The organism is Streptomyces profundus (assembly GCF_020740535.1).
GTDB lineage: Bacteria > Actinomycetota > Actinomycetes > Streptomycetales > Streptomycetaceae > Streptomyces > Streptomyces profundus.
The window spans coordinates 7,126,803-7,145,227 of sequence record NZ_CP082362.1; the positions used below are offsets into that span (position 1 = coordinate 7,126,803).

The 18,425-nt window shown below is 73.3% G+C and carries 8 protein-coding genes; 5 read left to right on the forward strand and 3 right to left on the reverse strand.

Annotation, left to right across the window (positions count from 1 at the left end; genetic code table 11):
• Position 1: 1 nt before the first annotated feature.
• Positions 2-10,093 carry a type I polyketide synthase gene (locus K4G22_RS29825; RefSeq protein ID WP_228083579.1) on the forward strand — a complete coding sequence of 3,364 codons (10,092 nt, stop codon included), beginning with the start codon at positions 2-4 and terminating at the stop codon, positions 10,091-10,093.
• Positions 10,094-10,136: 43 nt separating this feature from the next.
• Positions 10,137-11,375: a cytochrome P450 gene (locus K4G22_RS29830; protein WP_228083580.1), complete on the forward strand. Its 1,239-nt coding sequence runs from the start codon at positions 10,137-10,139 to the stop codon at positions 11,373-11,375.
• Between the two features lie 72 nt (positions 11,376-11,447).
• Here the strand turns inward: K4G22_RS29830 and K4G22_RS29835 are convergent, their stop codons facing one another.
• Positions 11,448-13,025: an MFS transporter gene (locus tag K4G22_RS29835; RefSeq protein ID WP_228083581.1), complete on the reverse strand. Its 1,578-nt coding sequence runs from the start codon at positions 13,023-13,025 to the stop codon at positions 11,448-11,450.
• 113 nt (positions 13,026-13,138) lie between these two features.
• Here K4G22_RS29835 and K4G22_RS29840 point away from each other — a divergent pair, with 113 nt between their 5' ends.
• Positions 13,139-13,735: a TetR/AcrR family transcriptional regulator gene (locus tag K4G22_RS29840; RefSeq protein ID WP_228083582.1), complete on the forward strand. Its 597-nt coding sequence runs from the start codon at positions 13,139-13,141 to the stop codon at positions 13,733-13,735.
• Here the strand turns inward: K4G22_RS29840 and K4G22_RS29845 are convergent.
• Complete coding sequence (locus tag K4G22_RS29845; protein WP_228083583.1) at positions 13,718-15,232, reverse strand: AMP-binding protein; 1,515 nt, start codon at positions 15,230-15,232, stop codon at positions 13,718-13,720. The genes K4G22_RS29840 and K4G22_RS29845 overlap by 18 nt on opposite strands.
• A gap of 121 nt (positions 15,233-15,353) precedes the next feature.
• Between K4G22_RS29845 and K4G22_RS29850 the strand changes: the two genes are divergently transcribed.
• Positions 15,354-15,590 carry an acyl carrier protein gene (locus tag K4G22_RS29850; RefSeq protein WP_228083584.1) on the forward strand — a complete coding sequence of 79 codons (237 nt, stop codon included), beginning with the start codon at positions 15,354-15,356 and terminating at the stop codon, positions 15,588-15,590.
• 16 nt (positions 15,591-15,606) lie between these two features.
• On the opposite strand, the gene K4G22_RS29855 is transcribed toward K4G22_RS29850, so the two are convergent.
• Positions 15,607-16,485, reverse strand: a complete 879-nt coding sequence (locus tag K4G22_RS29855; RefSeq protein ID WP_425336766.1) for an ACP S-malonyltransferase — start codon at positions 16,483-16,485, stop codon at positions 15,607-15,609.
• 262 nt (positions 16,486-16,747) lie between these two features.
• On the opposite strand from K4G22_RS29855, the gene K4G22_RS29860 reads away from it, so the two are divergent.
• A complete protein-coding gene (locus K4G22_RS29860) occupies positions 16,748-18,361 on the forward strand; it encodes an AMP-binding protein (RefSeq protein WP_228083586.1) in 1,614 nt (537 codons plus the stop codon).
• The last annotated feature ends 64 nt before the right edge of the window (positions 18,362-18,425 follow it).

An 18,425-nucleotide genomic window follows, 5' to 3' on the forward strand; every position in this document is an offset into this window, starting at 1 on the left:
GGTGGATGCCAAGGTCGAGGAGATCGTCGAGGCGCTGCGCGGCTCGCTCGTCGAGAACGAGCGGCTGCGGCGCGACAACGCCGGCCTGCGCGCCGCGGCGGACGCGGCGGACGAGCCCATCGCCATCGTCAGCATGGCGTGCCGCTTCCCCGGCGGCGTCGACTCACCCGAGGCGCTGTGGGAGCTGGTCGACGAGGGCCGCGACGCCATCGGCCCCTTCCCCGCCGACCGGGGCTGGGACCTGGGCGCCCTCTACGACCCTGAGCCGGGAACACCGGGCCGCAGCTACGTCAGGCACGGCGGGTTCCTGCACGAGGCGCCGCTCTTCGACCCCGAGTTCTTCGGGATCAGCCCCCGCGAGGCCCGCACCATGGACCCGCAGCAGCGCATCCTCCTGGAGATCACCTGGGAGGCGCTGGAACGCGCCGGGATCGACCCGGCGGCGCTGCGCGGCAGCCGCACCGGTGTCTACGCCGGCGCGATGTACCACGACTACGGCCTGACCAGCAGCGACGGCAGCCTGGTCTCGGGACGCGTCGCCTACACCCTGGGCCTTGAGGGCCCGGCCGTCACCGTCGACACCGCGTGCTCCGCCTCACTGGTCGCGCTGCGCTGGGCCACCCAGGCGCTCCGCGCCGGCGAGTGCTCGCTGGCGCTGGCCGGCGGCGTCAGCGTCATGGCCACGCCCGAGACCTTCATCGAGTTCAGCGAGCAACGCGGGCTCTCCCCCGACGGCCGCTGCCGCTCGTTCGCCGCCGCCGCCGACGGCACCGGCTGGGCCGAGGGCGCCGGAGTGCTGCTCCTGGAGAAGCTGACGGACGCCCGCCGCAACGGCCACCCGGTGCTGGCCTTGGTGCGCGGCTCGGCCGTCAACCAGGACGGCGCGTCCAACGGGCTGACCGCGCCCAACGGCCCGGCGCAGCGCCGCGTCATCCAACAGGCCCTGCACGACGCCGGGTTGTCGTCCAACGAGATCGACGTCGTCGAGGGGCACGGCACCGGCACCTCGCTCGGCGACCCGATCGAGGCCCAGGCGCTGCTCGCCACCTATGGCCAGGACCGCGCCCCCGGGGCACCGCTCTGGCTTGGCTCCCTCAAGTCGAACATCGGCCACACCCAGGCGGCGGCCGGCGTCGCGGGGGTCATCAAGATGGTGCAGGCCATCCGGCACGGCAGGCTGCCCAGGACCCTGCACGTCGACTCCGCGACGCCCCAGGTGGACTGGACAGCCGGGGACGTGCGGCTGCTCACCGAGGCCAGGGCCTGGCCCGAGGCCGACCGGCCGCGCCGCGCCGCCATCTCCTCGTTCGGCGTCAGCGGCACCAACGCCCATGTGATCGTCGAACAGGCCGCCCCCGCGCCCCAGCCCGCCGAACGGCCCACGACCGGCCGCGCCCGGCCCGTGGCAGTGCCCGTACCGATATCCGCCGCCACCGAGAGCGCGCTGCGCGCCCAGGCCGCCAGGATCGCCGACCACCTGCGGGACACTCCCGAACTCGCCCCGGCCGACCTGGGGTTCAGCCTGGCCACCGGCCGGGCCGCGCTCGCCCGCCGCGCCGTCGTCGTCGGCCGCGACCGCGCCGAGCTCATCGACGGGCTGACCGCCGTCGCCGACGAGGCGCCCCTTCCCCCGCCCGCCAGGGCCACCGGCCTCACCGCTTTCCTCTTCTCCGGCCAGGGCAGCCAACGTCTCGGCATGGGACGGGAGTTGGCCGAAGCCTTCCCGGTGTTCGCCACCGCCCTGGACGAGGCGTTCACGGTCCTCGACCCGGCCGTACGCGATGTCATGTGGGGCGACGCGGCGGCCCTCGCCCGCACCGAGTTCACCCAACCCGCGCTCTTCGCACTCCAGTTGGCGCTCGGCCGACTCTGGGAGTCCTGGGGCGTGCGGCCCGACCTCGTCGCGGGCCACTCCGTCGGCGAACTCGCCGCCGCCCACCTCGCCGGCGTCTTCTCCCTCGCCGACGCCGGCCGTCTGGTCACCGCCCGCGCCAGGCTGATGGGGGAGTTGCCGCCCGGCGGTGCCATGGTCGCCGTCCAGGCCACCGAGGACGAGATCGCTCCGCTGCTCGACGAACGGGTCGGCCTCGCCGCGGTCAACGGCCCCGAATCCGTGGTGCTCTCCGGCGCCGACGACGCCGTCGCCCGCGTCCTCGACGCGCTCGGCCCGCGCCGAACGTCCCGGCTGACCGTCTCACACGCCTTCCACTCGCCGCTGATGGAACCGATGCTCGACGCGTTCCGCCAGGTCGCGGACACCGTCGACTACGCCGAGCCGACCGTGCCCGTCGTCACCGCCGGCGACATCACCTCACCCGCCTACTGGACCCGCCATGTCCTGGACACCGTGCGGTTCGCCGACGCCGTCACCCGCCTTGAGGCGGAGGGCGTCACCCGCTACCTGGAACTCGGTCCCGACGCCGTCCTCACCGCCATGGCCCGAACCGCCCTCACCCGCACCGCGACGACCGCCGCGCTCGTCCCGACCGCCCGCCGCGACCAGCCCGAGGCCACCGCCGCCCTCACCGCGCTCGGCACCCTGCACGCCTCCGGGCTGCCCGTCGACTGGGCCGGAGTCTTCGAAGGACACGCCGCCCGCCTGGTCGATCTGCCCACCTACCCCTTCCAACGCCGGCGCTACTGGCTCGACAAGAGCGGCGGCCACGGCGACATCACCGCCGCCGGACTCGACCGGCCCGACCACCCGCTGCTCGGCGCGCTCGCCCGACTGCCCGCCTCCGACGGCGTGGTCCTCACCGGCCGGCTCTCCACCGGCGCCCACCCCTGGCTGGCCGACCACACCGTGCACGGCCAGGTCCTGCTGCCCGGCACCGCCTTCGTCGAGCTCGCCGTGCGCGCCGGCGACACGGTCGGCTGCCACCGCGTCGAGGAGCTGACGCTCGGTGCCCCGCTGATCCTCCCCGAACATGGCGGCGTCCACCTGCGGGTCGCCGTCCAAGCGCCCGACCCGGCCGGAGGCCGCACCGTCACCGTGCACGCCCGCGCCGAGGACGCGCCCCCCGAGGCGGACTGGACCCGGCACGCCGAGGGCACCCTGACGCCCGACCCCGCCCGGCCGGCCACCGACCTCGCCGTCTGGCCCCCGCCGGGCGCCGAACCCCTCGACACCGAGGGGCTCTACGAACGGCTCGACTACGGCCCCACCTTCCACGGCCTGCGCGCCGCCTGGCGAGACGGCGACGACCTCTATGCCGAGATCGCCCTCCCCGAAGGCGTCGACGCCACGCGCTTCGGACTCCATCCCGCCCTGCTCGACGCCGCGTTACACGCCCTCGACCTGACCCACCAGGGCCCGACGCCGCTCCCGTTCTCCTGGTCCGACGTCACCCTGCACGCCGAGGGCGCGACGGCCGCCCGGGTCCGGCTGCGCGTGCACGGAGACAGCACCGTCGCCCTGGAGCTGGCCGACCCCATGGGCGCCCCCGTCGCCTCCGTCGGCGCGCTGACGCTGCGCACCGCCTCCGCCGACGACCTCGCACCGGACGTCACCCCGATCGCCGACGCGCTGCTCCACCTCGACTGGATCCCGACCACCGCCCCCCAGCCGGCCGCCGACCCCGCCCAGCCGGCCGTCCACCACTGCCAACCCACCGGCGGCGAGGCCCCGGACGCGGTGCGCGAGGCCACCGGCGAGGCGCTGGCCGCCATCCACGCCGCACTGGCCGAGGACACCCAGCTGGTCGTCGTCACCCGGGGCGCCACCGACGGCACCGACCTCGGCCACGCCGCCGTATGGGGCCTGGTCCGCGCCGCCGAGAGCGAGAACCCCGGCCGGTTCTTCCTCGTCGACACCGACCAAGCCATCGACCCCGACCAACCCGTCGACCCCGCCGCCGTCGTCGCCACCGGCGAACCCGAACTGCGCCTGCGCGCCGACGAGTCGCTCGCCCCACGACTGACCCGGGTGGGGGCCGTCGCCACCCCGGCCACCGTCTTCGACCCGGACCGCACCGTCCTGATCACCGGCGGCACCGGGGCGCTGGGCTCGGCGCTCGCCCACCACCTCGTCACCCGACACGGCGCCCGGCGGCTGCTGCTCACCGGCCGGCGTGGGCCCGAGGCCCCCGGCGCCGCCCAACTGGCCGAGGAGCTCGCCGCGTTGGACGCCGAGGTCGAGGTGGTCGCCTGCGACATCGCTGACCGGGACGCCCTCGCGGCGCTGCTCACCGGCCGCGACCTCGGCGCCGTGGTGCACGCCGCCGGCGCCCTCGACGACGGGGTGATCGCCGCGCTGACGCCCGAACGTCTCGACCTGGTCCTCCGGCCGAAGGTGGACGCGGCCTGGCATCTCCACCAGCTCACCAGCGAGTCGGACCTCACCGCCTTTGTCCTCTTCTCCTCCGTCGCCGGCGTCCTCGGCGCCCCAGGACAGGGCAACTACGCCGCCGCCAACGCCGCGCTCGACGCGCTCGCCCGGCACCGGCACGCGCAAGGACTGCCGGCGCTCTCCCTGGCCTGGGGCCCCTGGGCCGGCGCCGGCATGGCCGACGGTCTCGACCACGGCGGCCTGCGCGCCCTCAGGCCCGACGAGGCCCTCGCGCTGTTCGACGCCGCGACGGGCCGCCCCGAACCCGCCCTGGTGCCCGCCCGGTTCGACCCGACGGCCTTCGCCACCCCGCCGCCCCTGCTGCGCGGGCTGCTCCCCGCCCGGGCCCGCCGCCCCCTCGTCGGAACGGCGTCGGCGACCGACGCGCTCCGCCGGCGCCTGGCCGCCCTCCCCGACGCGGAGCGCGCCACCGAACTCCTCACCCTCGTCCGCGCCCAGGCCGCCACCGTGCTGCGGCACACCGGCGCCGACGCCATCGACCCCGAACGCGCCTTCCGCGACCTCGGGTTCGACTCCCTCACCGCGATCGAACTCCGCAACCTGCTCGCCGCCGCCACCGGGCTCCGCCTCCCCGCGACCCTCGTCTTCGACTACCCGACCCCCCACGACCTGGTGCGGCATCTCCGCGCCGAGCTGACCGACGCCCAACCGGGCACCCCGGACGCGGCGCCGGGAGCGCGCCTGGCCGACGACGAGCCGATCGCGATCGTGGCGATGGCCTGCCGCTACCCGGGGGGCGTGGCCTCGCCCGAGGACCTGTGGCGGCTGGTCGACGAGGGGGTCGACGCGGTGACGGGCTTCCCCACCGACCGGGGCTGGGACATCGCCGGTCTCTATGACCCGGAGCCTGGCAAGCCGGGGAAGACCTATGTGCGCGACGGCGGGTTCCTGCACGAGGCGGCCGAGTTCGACGCCGACTTCTTCGGCATCAGCCCCCGCGAGGCACGCGATATGGACCCGCAGCAGCGGTTGTTGCTTGAGGTGTCCTGGGAGGTCCTGGAGCGCGCGGGCATCGACCCCACGTCGTTGCGGGGCAGCGACAGCGGGGTGTTCGCGGGGGTGATGTACCACGACTACCCGGGTGGCACGGGCGGCGGCAGCCTGGTCTCGGGCCGGGTCGCCTACACCCTCGGCCTTGAGGGGCCAGCGGTCACGGTGGACACGGCGTGCTCGTCGTCGCTGGTGGCGCTGCACTGGGCGGCCCAGGCGCTGCGCTCGGGGGAGTGCTCGCTGGCGCTGGTCGGCGGCGTCACCGTGATGGGGACACCACAGAGCTTTGTCGACTTCAGCGAGCAGCGCGGTCTGGCGCCCGACGGCCGCTGCAAGTCCTATGCCGCCGCCACCGATGGCACGAGCTGGGGTGAGGGGGTGGGGGTGTTGTTGGTTGAGCGGTTGTCGGACGCGCGGCGGTTGGGTCATCCGGTGGTGGGGGTGGTGCGCGGCAGTGCGGTGAATCAGGACGGTGCGTCGAACGGGTTGACGGCGCCCAACGGTCCCTCTCAACAGCGAGTGATTCGGGCGGCGTTGGCGAGTGCCGGGTTGTCGGCCGGTGAGGTGGACGCGGTGGAGGGGCATGGCACGGGGACGACGCTCGGCGATCCGATCGAGGCGCAGGCCCTGCTCGCCACCTACGGCCAGGACGGGCCGTTGTGGTTGGGGTCGATCAAGTCGAATATCGGCCACACGCAGGCGGCTGCGGGGGTGGCTGGTGTGATCAAGATGGTGGAGGCGATGCGGCGGGGGGTGTTGCCTCGGACGTTGCATGTGGATGAGGCGTCGCGGGAGGTGGATTGGTCGGCGGGTGAGGTGCGGCTGCTGACGGAGGCGCGGGAGTGGCCCGGCGAGGGGCGTCCGCGTCGGGCGGGGGTGTCGTCGTTTGGGATCAGTGGGACCAATGCGCATGTGATCGTCGAGGAGGCGCCGGCGGTTGCAGAAGTGGTGGTGGATCGGCGGGAGTTGCCGGTGGTGCCGCTGGTCCTGTCCGCCAGGACCGGCGAAGCCTTGGCGGAGCAGCTGGAACGGTTGGGGGCGGTGGGCGGGGATGCGTTGGATGTGGGGTTCTCGGCGGTGGCGGGTCGGGCGGTGTTGGAGCATCGTGCGGTGGTGGTGGGTGGGGAGACGGTGCGGGGTGTGGCGAGTGAGGGTGGGCTGGGGTTTCTCTTCACGGGTCAGGGGAGCCAACGGCTGGGGATGGGGCGTGAACTCCATGCGGTGTTTCCGGTGTTCGCGGCTGCTTTCGATGAGGTGTGTGCGGAGTTTGACGATGGTCTCCGGGAGGCCGTGTGGGGCGACGACGAAGAGGCCCTGAATCGCACGGAGTTGGCGCAGCCGGCGATCTTCGCCGTTGAGGTGGCGCTGTTCCGGTTGTTGGAGTCGTGGGGGGTGCGGCCAGGGGTGTTGGTGGGGCATTCGATTGGTGAGTTCGCCGCCGCGCATGTGGCGGGTGTCTTCGATCTGGCGGACGCGGCTCGATTCGTCGCAGCCCGTGGGCGGTTGATGCAGGCGTTGCCGTCGGGTGGCGCGATGGTGGCGATTGAGGCGGCGGAGGTGGAGGTCGCGCCGCATCTGGACGGTGAGCGGGTGTCGTTGGCGGCGGTCAACGGGCCTGTGTCCGTGGTCATTTCGGGTGCCGAGGACGCGGTCGATGCCCTGGTCGCACGATTCGAGGGGCGAAGGACGCGGCGGTTGAAGGTGTCGCACGCCTTCCACTCGCCGTTGATGGAGCCGATGCTCGACGACTTCCGCGAGGTCGCGGAGTCCGTCGCCTACCACCCGCCGTCGATCCGTCTGGCCAAGGAGATGTCCTCGGCCGACTACTGGGTGCGGCATGTGCGCGAGCCGGTGCGGTTCGCCGACGACCTCGCGTTTCTCCAGGCCGAGGGTGTGACGAGGTTTCTTGAGGTCGGCCCGGACGCGGTGCTCACCAGCATGGCGGGGGAGAACGCCACGGCCGCCGCGACGCTGCGCCGCGACCGGTCCGAGGCCGAGAGCCTCTTCACCGGCCTGGCCCGGCTCTTCACCACCGGCGTGAACGTCGACTGGTCCGCCGTCTTCGAAGGCACCGGCGCCCGCCGGGTCCCGTTGCCCACCTACCCCTTCCAACGCCAGCGTTACTGGGCGAGCGAACCGCCCAGGGCGGCGGCCGGCGTGGACGCCGTCGACCATCCGTTGCTCACCGCCCGTGTCGTCCTGCCGGACACCGGCGGGCTGGTGCTCACCGGCCGGCTCTCCGTCGACACCCATCCGTGGCTCGCCGACCACGATGTGCTCGGCACCCTGCTGCTGCCGGGCACCGGGCTGGTCGAGCTGGCCCTCCGCGCCGCCCACGAGGCGGGCTGTGCGACGGTCGAGGAGCTGACACTTCAGGCGCCGCTCCTCATCCCCGAGACGGGCGCGGTCACGGTGCGGGTCGTGGTCGGCGGCCCGGACGACGGCGGGGCGCGCACCGTGGAGATCTACTCGTCGGAGGACGACGAGACCTGGACCCGCCACGCCACCGGCAGCGCCCAGCCGGCCGGCACGCCGCCGTCCGGCGATCTGACGGTCTGGCCGCCGAGCGGCGCGACCCCGCTCCCCGTTGGTGACGCCTATTCGCGCCTCCTCGCCCGGGGCTATGACTACGGGCCGACGTTCCAGGGACTGCGCGCGGCCTGGCGACTCGGCGACGAGGTGTTCGCCGAGGTGGCGCTCCCCGAGGGCGCCGACGCGGCCGGGTTCCAGGTGCATCCCGCGCTGCTGGACGCCTCCGCCCACGCCGGGCTGCTGGCGGACGACGACGACGCGGCGCCGCAGCTGCCGTTCTCCTGGGCCGGCGTCACCGCACACGCGCCGGGAGGCCCGGCGCTCCGCGTCCGGCTCTCCCAAGGGGCGCTGCTGGTGGCCGACGAGACGGGGACCCCGGTCCTCTCCGTCGCCGCCCTCGTCGCCCGCCCGGTGGCGGCCGAACAGCTGCGCGCCGGAGGCCGGCACCGCTCCTCGCTCTTCACCCTCGCCTGGACGGAGGGCAGGCAACTCCCGTCGCAGACAACGTCCGTGACGGTCCATGAGGTGTCGCCGCCGGCGGACGGCGACCTCCCCGACGCGGTGCGGGCCACCGCCGAAGAGATGCTGGCCCGCCTTCAGGGGTGGCTCGACGACGAGACCGAGGGGCGGCTCGCCGTGGTCACCCGGGGGGCCGTCTCGGTCTCCGGGGAGGACGTGGACCTCCGCCAGGCGCCCGTCTGGGGGCTGGTCCGGGCCGCCATGGCGGAGAACCCCGGCCGGTTCGCGCTGCTCGACCTGGACGCCGAGGCCCCCGTGCCGCCGACGCTGGGGGAGGGGCCCGAGTACGCCGTCAGGGACGGTCGGCTCCTGGTGCCCGAGCTGGCCCGGGTCCCCGCCGCGGCGGTGGCAGCGACCGCCGAACCCTGGGCGACGGCCGGCACCGTGCTGATCACCGGCGGCACCAGCGGCCTGGGCGCGCTGGTCGCCCGCCATCTCGTCACCGTCCACGGCGTCACCGATCTGCTGCTCACCAGCCGACGCGGCCCCCAGGCGCCGGGAGCCGCCGAACTCTCCGCGGAGCTCACCGCGTTGGGCGCCCGCGTCGAGGTGGTCGCCTGCGACGCCGCCGACCGCGCCGCGCTGGCCGAGCTGCTGGCCCGTCGGCCGGTCGACGCGGTGGTGCACGCCGCCGGGGTCGTCGACAACGGCCTGGTGCGCGGGCTGACGCCGGAACGCCTGGCGGCCGTGCTGCGGCCCAAGGTCCAAGGGGCCTGGAACCTGCACGAGTTGACCGCCGACCGGCCGCTGTCGGCCTTTGTGCTCTTCTCCTCGGTCGGCGGGCTGCTGCTGGCCGCCGGGCAGGGCAACTACGCGGCGGCCAACGTCTTCCTGGACGCGCTCGCCCGCCACCGTCACCGCGCCGGACTGCCCGCGACCTCGCTGGCGTTCGGCCTCTGGGCCGCCGACACCGGGCTCGGCGAGCTGGCGGAGGCCGACCTGCGACGGATGCGGAGCCTGGGCCTGCCCGCGCTCGCCCCCGAGGAGGGGCTGGCCCTGTTGGACGACGCGCTGCGCACCCGGGAGCCGGCGCTGGCGCCGTTCCGCGTCGACGAGGCCACGCTGCGCGCCCGCCCTGCCGACCAACTGCCCCTTCTGCTCCGGGGGTTGCTCCGCAGCTTGCTCCCCGCCCCACGGCGCCGTGGCACCGGTCCCGTGGCGGTCGACCCCGGTGCGGAGCTGCGCCGGCGGCTGGCCGCCCTGACCGACGAAGCCGAACGTGCCGCGCTGCTGCTGGAGTTGGTGCGCGGCCGGGTCGCCACCGTGCTGGGCCACGACGGCGTCGACGCCGTCCGCGCCGACCGGCCGTTCAAGGACCTCGGGTTCGACTCGCTCACCGCCGTGGAGCTGCGGAACGGCCTGCGCGAGGCGACCGGGCTGAAACTGCCCGCCACCCTGGTGTTCGACCATCCGACGCCCGCCGCCATCGCCGCCGAGCTGAGCGCGGGACTCGGCGGCCCGCCCGAGCCGGCCGGTTCGCCCCTGGAGGCCGAACTGGCCCGCCTGGAGGCGGCGCTGGCTTCCGCCACCCCCGACCAGGCGGACTACGAACGGGTCGGGGAGCGGCTGCGCGCCCTCACCGCCAGCTGGGCCGAGACCCACCGCGTGGACGAAGGCGACGACGGAACGGATCTGCGGGCGCTCACGGCCGACGAGCTGTTCGACGTCCTCGACGACGAGCTTGACCCCCGGTCCGCGCGGTAGTCACGCGCCGGCCGGACCATCACCCACCCGAGGAGAGCCACCCATGACGACCGAAGCGACCAGCACGCCGCAGTCGGCCGACGAAGCGTTGGTCACGTTGCTCACGCCGCCCTACCCGGACGATCCCTTTCCCCTCTACGAGACGCTGCGCGCCGCGAACCCCGTGCACCAGAGCGCCGCGCTCGGCGCCTGGGCGCTGTCCGGGTACGACGAGGTCACCGAGTTCCTGCGTCGCCCCGACACCCACAGCGGCGCCCGCGCCGCCGCCCTCAGGCGCCAGGACTGGGCCGACCACCCCTCGCTGCGGCTCTATCTCAACTCGATGGTCACCCTCAACCAGCCCGACCACGCCCGGGTGCGCGGACTGGCCAGCGGCGTCTTCACCCCCGCGAAGATCAAGAAGATGCGCCCCGCGGTGGAGCGGCTCACCCGTGGCCTCGTCGACGAGCTGGTCGAACGGTCGGCCGACGGCGAGGCCGTCGACCTCGTCGACCTTCTGGCCATGCCGTTCCCCGTGGCGGTCATCAGCGAACTGCTCGGCCTCGCCTACGAGGACGGCAAGCGCCTCTGGGAGCTGGCCGACGACTGGTCCCGGGTCTTCGCCGGGATCTACCCCGAGGACGATCTGGTGCGCGCCGACACCGCGGCGGAGGAGTTGGGCGGCTACTTCCGCGAGAAGGTCCGCGTCCGCCGGGCCGATCCCAAGGAGGACCTGCTCTCCTCGCTGGTCCAGGCCGCCGACGGCGGGCGGCTCGACGAGGACGAGCTGATCGCGCTGATCCTCTTCCTCTTCACCGCGGGCTTCGCCGCCACCACCAACCTCATCGCCAGCGGCGTGGTCGCCCTCGTCGAACACCCGGACGAGCTGAGCCGCTGGCGCGAGGACAAGAGCATCACCGACCCGGCCGTCGAGGAACTGCTGCGGCACACCACCCACACCACCGCGTCCAGCCGGCTCACCACCAAGCCGGTGCGGCTGGGCGACGCCGAAATCCCCGAGGGCTCCCTGGTGTTGGCGCTGCTCGCCGCCGCCAACCGGGACCCCGCCAAGTTCCCGGATCCGCACCGCCTGGACCTGACCCGTGACGACGGTGCCCATCTGAGCCTCAGCGCGGGCGCGCACTACTGCTTCGGCGGCAGCCTCGCCCGGATGGAGGGCGCCGAGCTCTTCCCGCAGCTGATCGACACGTTCCCCAAGATCGAGCTGGCCGGCACGCCCGAGCGGCGCGCCATCCTGGGCCTCACCGGCTACGCCACCCTGCCGGTGCGGCTCAGCCGCTGACCGGGGAACGCACGGAGTCCCTGCGCGACCGGTCGCGCAGGGACTCCTTCCCGTGGGGAGGGGTGGCTGCCCTCACTCGGGACTTGCGGCGGGGACCCGCTCGGTCTCCCCACCGGTGGCTTCCTCATCCGGCGGCGTGCCGGCGGGAGTCCGGACATGGCGCATCAACACCACGGCGGCCACGGCGCCCAGCAGCATCACGGCGCCGCCACCCGCCGCCGCGATGTTCATGCCGTTGGTGAACGCCTCGCCCGCCGCCTCCCGCAGGGAGGCGCCGGCCTCGGGCGGCAGATGCCGCGCCACCTCGGTGGCGCCGCCGAGCGACCCCTCGGCCGCGTCGACGGCCTCCGCCGGCAGTGACTCCGTCGCGTCCCGCACCTCGCGGGTGTAGACGGCGGCGCCGATGCTGCCGAGGATCGCCACGCCGAACGCCCCGCCGAGCTGGTTGCTGGTCTCCGGCAGCGCGGAGACGGCGCCCACCCGATCCGGTGGGGCGGTGGAGACGATCAGATCCGCCGTCAGCGGGATCGCCATGCCCACGCCGGCCGACAGCACCGTCGCGCCGATCACCACCGTGGCCAGGCCCGAATCGGCGCGCAGCTGCGTCATGATGGCGAAGCCGACGGAGGCGATGACCATGCCGACGCCGATGATGTTGCCCGGGCGCACCGTCTTGGCCAGCACCGCGGCCACCGAGGTCGACACCGCGACCGCCACCGGCGCCGGCAGCGTCCACAGCGCCGCCTCCAGCGGGCTCAGCCCGTAGACCAGCTGGATCCACTGGGTGGAGAACAGCAGGAAGCCGACCATCGCGAAGAGCGCCACCAGGTTGACGCCGATGGAGGCGCTGAACCCCCGGCTGCGGAACAGGCCCAGATCGATCAGCGGGTTGGGGGCGGTGCGCTGCCGGACGAAGAACAGCACCCCGATGACCAGCCCGGCCGCCGTGATGGAGGCGTAGGACCAGGCGAAGCCGTCCTCGGCGAGCTCCTTGATGCCGTAGATGACGGGCAGCACGGCGCCCAGCGAGAGAACGGCGCCCAGGAAGTCGAAGCGGCCCGGCGAGGGGGAGCGGGACTCGGGCAGCAGCATCGGCCCCAGCACCAGGAGCAGCGCCATGATCGGGATGTTGATCAGGAAGACCGAGCCCCACCAGAACTTCTCCAGCAGCAGCCCGGACACGATCGGCCCGAGCGCCGCACCGCCGGAGAGGCCGGCCGTCCACACGGCGATGGCGGTGCGGCGCTGGTGCGGGTCATGGAACATGTTGCGGATCAGCGAGAGGGTGGAGGGCGCCAACACCGCGCCCGCCAGGCCGAGTACGGCCCTGGCCACGATCAGCAGCTCGGCGCTGCTGGCATAGGCGGCGGCCAACGAGGCGGCGCCGAACGCGACCCCGCCCATCATCAGCAGCTTCCGGCGGCCGATGTGGTCACCGATGGTGCCCATGGTGATGAGCAGACCAGCGAGCATGAACGCGTAGATGTCGACGATCCACAACTGCTGGGTGGCGCTGGGCTCCAGGGACGCGCTGAGGAACGGCACCGCGAAGTACAGCACCGTCATGTCCATCGACAGGAGGAGGACGGGGAGGACGAGGACGGCGAGGCCGATCCACTCCTTGCGGGTCGCGCGCTGGGGACTGCTCATGGCCGCCACTCTAGATCTGTATAAGTAATCTGTCTATGTCAGATTCTGTCTAAGACAAACGTCTAGTACGTGTGTACAAGACGAATCTCAGTGCGGTGGCTACACTCCCGCTCATGGGACACCGAGAGGACCTGCTGGTCGGAGCCAGGCGCTGCCTGTCAGAGAAGGGATACGCCCGCACCACCGCGCGGGACATCGTCGAGGCGTCAGGGGCGAACCTCGCCTCGATCGGCTACCACTACGGCACCAAGGAGGCGCTCCTCAACGCCGCGATGATGGAGGCGCTGGAGGAGTGGGCCCAGGAGCTGAAGCGGGCCCTCGACGACGCGGCCGACCTGCCGGGCGATCCGATCGGCCGGTTCGAGCAGACCTGGACCAGGGTCATCGAGCTCTTCGAACGTCACCGCCCGGTGTGGGCGGCGCAGTTCGACGCGCTCGCCCAGCTCGACCACGTTCCCGAGGTGCGCCGCTTCTATGTCGAGGCGCAGCGCCAGGCCCAGCAGGGCCTCGTGGAACTCCTGCTGAGCGGCCGGGAGTTGCCCCCAGAGACCGAGCGGGCCGTCGGCCAGTTCTACCACGCGCTGCTCAGCGGGGTGATGACCCAGTGGATCATCGACCCCCAGCACGCCCCGACCGGCGCCTCGCTCGCCGAGGCGCTGCGGACGGTCGTGGAGGACGTGCGCCGCGCCGGCTCAGGGACGGCCGTCTGACGAGGCGGCGGCCTCCCTGGCCAGCCGCCCCCGGTCGACCTTGCGGTTGGCGTTCAACGGGAACTCGGCGACACGCCGGTAGGTCTTGGGCACCATGGCCTCGGGCAGCTCGGCCGCCAGCGCGCGCCGCAGCGTCGCCGCCGGCACCCGTTCGCCGGTGTAGTAGAGCACGAGCTCCAGGCCCCCGTCGGCCGCCGGGCGGGTCACCGTGGCCGCGTTCCATACCCCGGGGCACCGCCGGGCCGCGTGGTCGACCTCCGCCAGCTCCACCCGGAAGCCCTGGATCTGCACCTGGGCGTCCAGCCGGCCCAGATAGGCCAACTCGCCGTCCGCCAGCCGCCGCACCCGGTCCCCGGTGCGGTACCAGCGGCGCCCGTCCCGCTCCAGGAAGCGGCCCTCGTCATCCGCCGGATCCAGATAGCCCGGCGTCATCTGCGGCCCGGTGACGCACAGCTCGCCCTCGAAGGCCGACTCCTTCTCCCCGTCGAGCAGCACCTGCTCATGGTCCGGATGCAGCCGGCCGATCGGTACGACGCCGTTCACCGCCAGCGCGGGGGAGGTCTCGGGCGACCAGCGGTGCCCGGTGACGGTGATGGTCAACTCCGTCGGCCCGTAGAGATTCTCGACCTTGGAGCGCGGCGCGGCCAGCTGCCAGTCCGCCGCGTCCGCGCAGAGCAGCGCCTCACCGGCGAAGAAGCTCCAGCGCAGTGTGGGCATCGCCCCTGGCGTCAGCCCGCCCATCCGGCGGATGAACGAGATGCCACTCGGCGTGGAGAACCACACCGTCATCCGCCGCTCGGCGAGGAAACCCGGCAGATCGCGGTGGGCGGCCGGCGGCACCGCGTGCACGGCGGCCCCCCTGCCCCAGGCGCAGAACAGCTCGAACATCGCGCAGTCGAAGTTGAGCCCCACGTTCTGGCAGAACACGTCCTCGGGATCGAAGTCGTAGCGGCCGTCCAGCAGCGTGAAGTAGCCGTGGTTGGCGCCATGGGTCATCGGCACCGCCTTGGGCCGGCCCGTCGAGCCGGAGGTGAACAGCACATAGGCGATGTCGGACGGCAGGACGGCGAGCGGCGCGTCCAGCGGCGCGGCGGACCCGCCGTCCGCCAGCACCGGCAGCGCCAACCCGGTGCCGGCCAGCGCGGCCCGGCCGACCGGGTCGGCGACCACCGCTTCGACGCCGGCCACCGTCAGCATCCGGCGGGTGCGCTCGACGGGGAACCTCGGATTGAGCGGCACCACCGTGGCGCCCGCGTAGAGCGCGGCCAGGATGCCGACATAGGCGGTCGGGCTCTTGTCCGCCAACACGGCGACCACGCGCGGCCGTTCGGCGCCGACGGCCAGCAGCGCGCCGGCCAGGCCGAGCGCCCGCTCGTGCGCCGCCTCATAGGACAGGCTCTCGCCGTCCACCCGGACCGCGGTCCGGCTCGGCGCCAGCGCGAGACCGCGCAGGAACCGCTCGTGCAGACCGTGTCCGGAAACGGGTGTCTCGCTCATGGTCCTTCCTCCGGGAAAGAAGAGAAGAGGGGTGGATAGGGGTGCCGACCATACGGCGCACGCCCTAGATTGGCCGCGAAGTGGACTATTCGGGGAACGCCGGAACATCACGGGAGACCGCATGTGGGACGAGCCGTTCGAAACAGTGCTTCGTAAGCATCTTTCCTTGCTGGAACCGGAGGACCCGATCACTCCCGACCTGAGCCTTCGGGATTTCGGTCTCGATTCCATGGGAATGGTCGCGCTGCTTTCCTCGCTGGAGGAGAACTACGGAATTCGTTTTGTCGACGACGCCCTCCATATCGACAACTTCGCCACCCCGGCGACGCTCTGGAGAACCGTCTCCGCCGCCCGCTGAGGAGGCGGGGCACCCGCTAGGCGATCGCGCTGCGCCGGCGCGGTCGCATGGCCGTCTCCGGGCGCACCGCCACCACGTCGAACGCCTCCGTCATGCCCCGCACCCGGCCCCACAGGCCGTCCTCGCCGGTGACGTACACCCGCCCGACGCCCGCCTCCCGAAGCCGCGCCACCACCGCCGGCCACCGCACCGGGCGGGTCACCGCGTCGAGCAGCAGCGTCCGCACGCCGTCCGCCGTCGTCACCAGGGCGCCGTCGTGGTCCGAGACCAACGGGATCGCCGGATCGGTGAACGCCACATCCGCCACCACCTCGGCCGCCATCTCCGCCCGCAGCGCGCCGAACAGGGGCGAGTGCATCGGCGGACGCATCACATAGAGCGGCAGCCCGCCCGCCGCCCGCAGCCGGCCCTGGAGCCACTCCACCGTGCCCTGACGCACCGACAGCATGTGGAAGTCCTCGTCCACCTGGCAGGCCACCTCGTTCCACTCGCCGCGCGCGGCCAGCTCGGCGCGGATCTCGGCGAGCCGCTCCGACGGCACCCGGGCGAACGACTGGGTGACGATGTCGCCGTGCTCACGCGCGAAGTAGGCGTCCACCCGCCGCCCCCAGGCGGCCGTCATCCGCACCGCGTCGGCGAACGGCAGGGCACCGGCGCTGACCGCCGCCGCCGTGCCGCCGAAGCTGGCCCCCGCGCAGGCGACCGGCGCCACCGCACGCTCGGCGACGGTCCACTCCGCCACCGCGAGACAGGCCACCAGGAACGCGACCCGCGTCGGCTCGGGGAACGCGCCCGCATCGCCGCGCTCCTCGGCCCGCCGGCAGCGATCGACCAGCTGATACCCCAGCGCCCCGTCCGCCTCGGCGACCAGACGCCGCGCCACCGGATGTGCCACCAGAAAACGCGCGGAGTCCGCGAAACGCGTCGGACCGATTCCGGGAAAGACAATCGCCGACTCTCCAGGCATGGTTATGATCTCCCATTCGCCGAGTCCTTCGCGGGTGCCGCCGGCGGCGAAAAACCGCGTGGCCGGTCCCATTATTTCCAGCCAGTCTTGTGCCGCAAAGACACCGGCATAACCCCTAACGCCCCCTAACCGCCGGCCGCTGCCACAAGGATTCTTGTGGCCGGCAAAAGCGCCCTGTTACAAAAGTCCTATGAGAACCGATGGAGGGCGTCCCGCCCGGGCACATGCCTCCGTGGACAATCTGCGGACCTATCTGCTGGCCGCCGCCCGAAGGGCGCCCGAGCGGCCGGCGGTGATCCAGCCGGCCGAGGGCGGCGGCCTGGAGACCGTCACCTACGGCGAGCTGGAGCGACGCGCCGACCACTACGTCGCGGAGCTCGACGCGCTCGGCCTGGAGGTCGGCGACCGCGTCGTCCTGGAGTCCGACACCGACGCCGACGCGCTGGCCGCGCTGCTGGCCTGCGCCACCCTCGGGTTGCCCTTCATCCCCACCAGCCCGGAGACCCCGGACGAACGGCTGCGGGCCATCATCGACAGCGCCGAACCCGCGCTCCACCTCCAGGCAGCCCGGGGCCGGCGCGCCGGCATCCCCGAGTCCGTCGGCACCGCCCGCTTCGCCACCGGCGAACTCACCGTGGAACGCCCGCCGAAGCCCCGGGTCCGCCGACGCACGACCGTGACCCCCGTCGACACGGCGTACATCGTCTTCACCTCGGGCACCACCGGACGGCCCAAGGGCGTCGTCATGAGCCACCGGGGCGTCATCGCCTTTCTGCGCGGCGCCCAGGCCGAGGAGCTCATCACCGAGGACGACCGGGTCGCCGGCACCTCGCCGCTCCAGTTCGACTTCGCGCTCTTCGACATCGGGTTCACCCTCAGCCACGGCGCCACCCTGATCCCCGTCCCACGCACCCAACTCGGCTGGCCGCGCCGCTTCCTGGCGTATCTGCGGGAGACCGGCGCCACCCAGGTCGACGGCGTCCCCTCGCTCTGGCGCCCCGTGCTGCGGCACGAGCCCGAACTCCTCGCCGAATGGGGCGAGTCGGGCCTGCCACGACGCATCGTCTTCTCGGGCGAGAACTTCCCGCTGGAGGAGCTGCGCGCGCTCCAGGCACTGTTGCCCAAGACCCGTTTCACCAACGGCTACGGTGCGACCGAGTCGATGGCCGCCTCCATCACGGAGGTGCCCAACCCGCTGCCGGCGGACGTCACCCGCCTCTCCATCGGCCGGGCGGTCGCCGGCGCCGAGATGAGCCTCATCGGACCCGACGGGCGGCCCGTCGACGACCCTGGCGTCATCGGCGAGATCCATCTGCGCACCCCCTCCCTTTTCTCCGGCTACTGGGGCGACCCCGCCGCCACCGCCGCCGTCCTCGTCCCCGACCCGCTCGACCCCCGATCGGGGCGGCTGGTCCTCAAGACCGGCGATCTGGCGTCCCGTGGCCCCGACGGCGATCTCCACTTCCGTGGCCGCGTCGACTCCCAGGTGCAACTCCGAGGCAACCGCGTTGAGTTGGGTGAGGTGGAGCGGCGGATCAGCGCCTTCCCCGATATCGCCGGCGCCGTGGCGATGCCGCTGCCGCACCCGGACGGTGACCCTCAGCTGCACGCCTTCGTCACCCTCGCGCCCGGCGGCACCAAGCCCAACACCCAGGAACTCATCGGGTTCTGCCGCACCGCGCTGCCCGCCTACATGATCCCGCAGGGCCTCCATGTGGTGGACGAGTTCCCGCTGACCGTCAACGGCAAGGTCGACCGCGCCGCGCTGGCCACCGGCGCCGGCCTCGACGCGCCCGCCGCCTGAGCACCCCGAACGCCTGAGCGCCGACAACGCCCGAGTGCCCCCGCCTCCTTATCGCCTCCGGAGT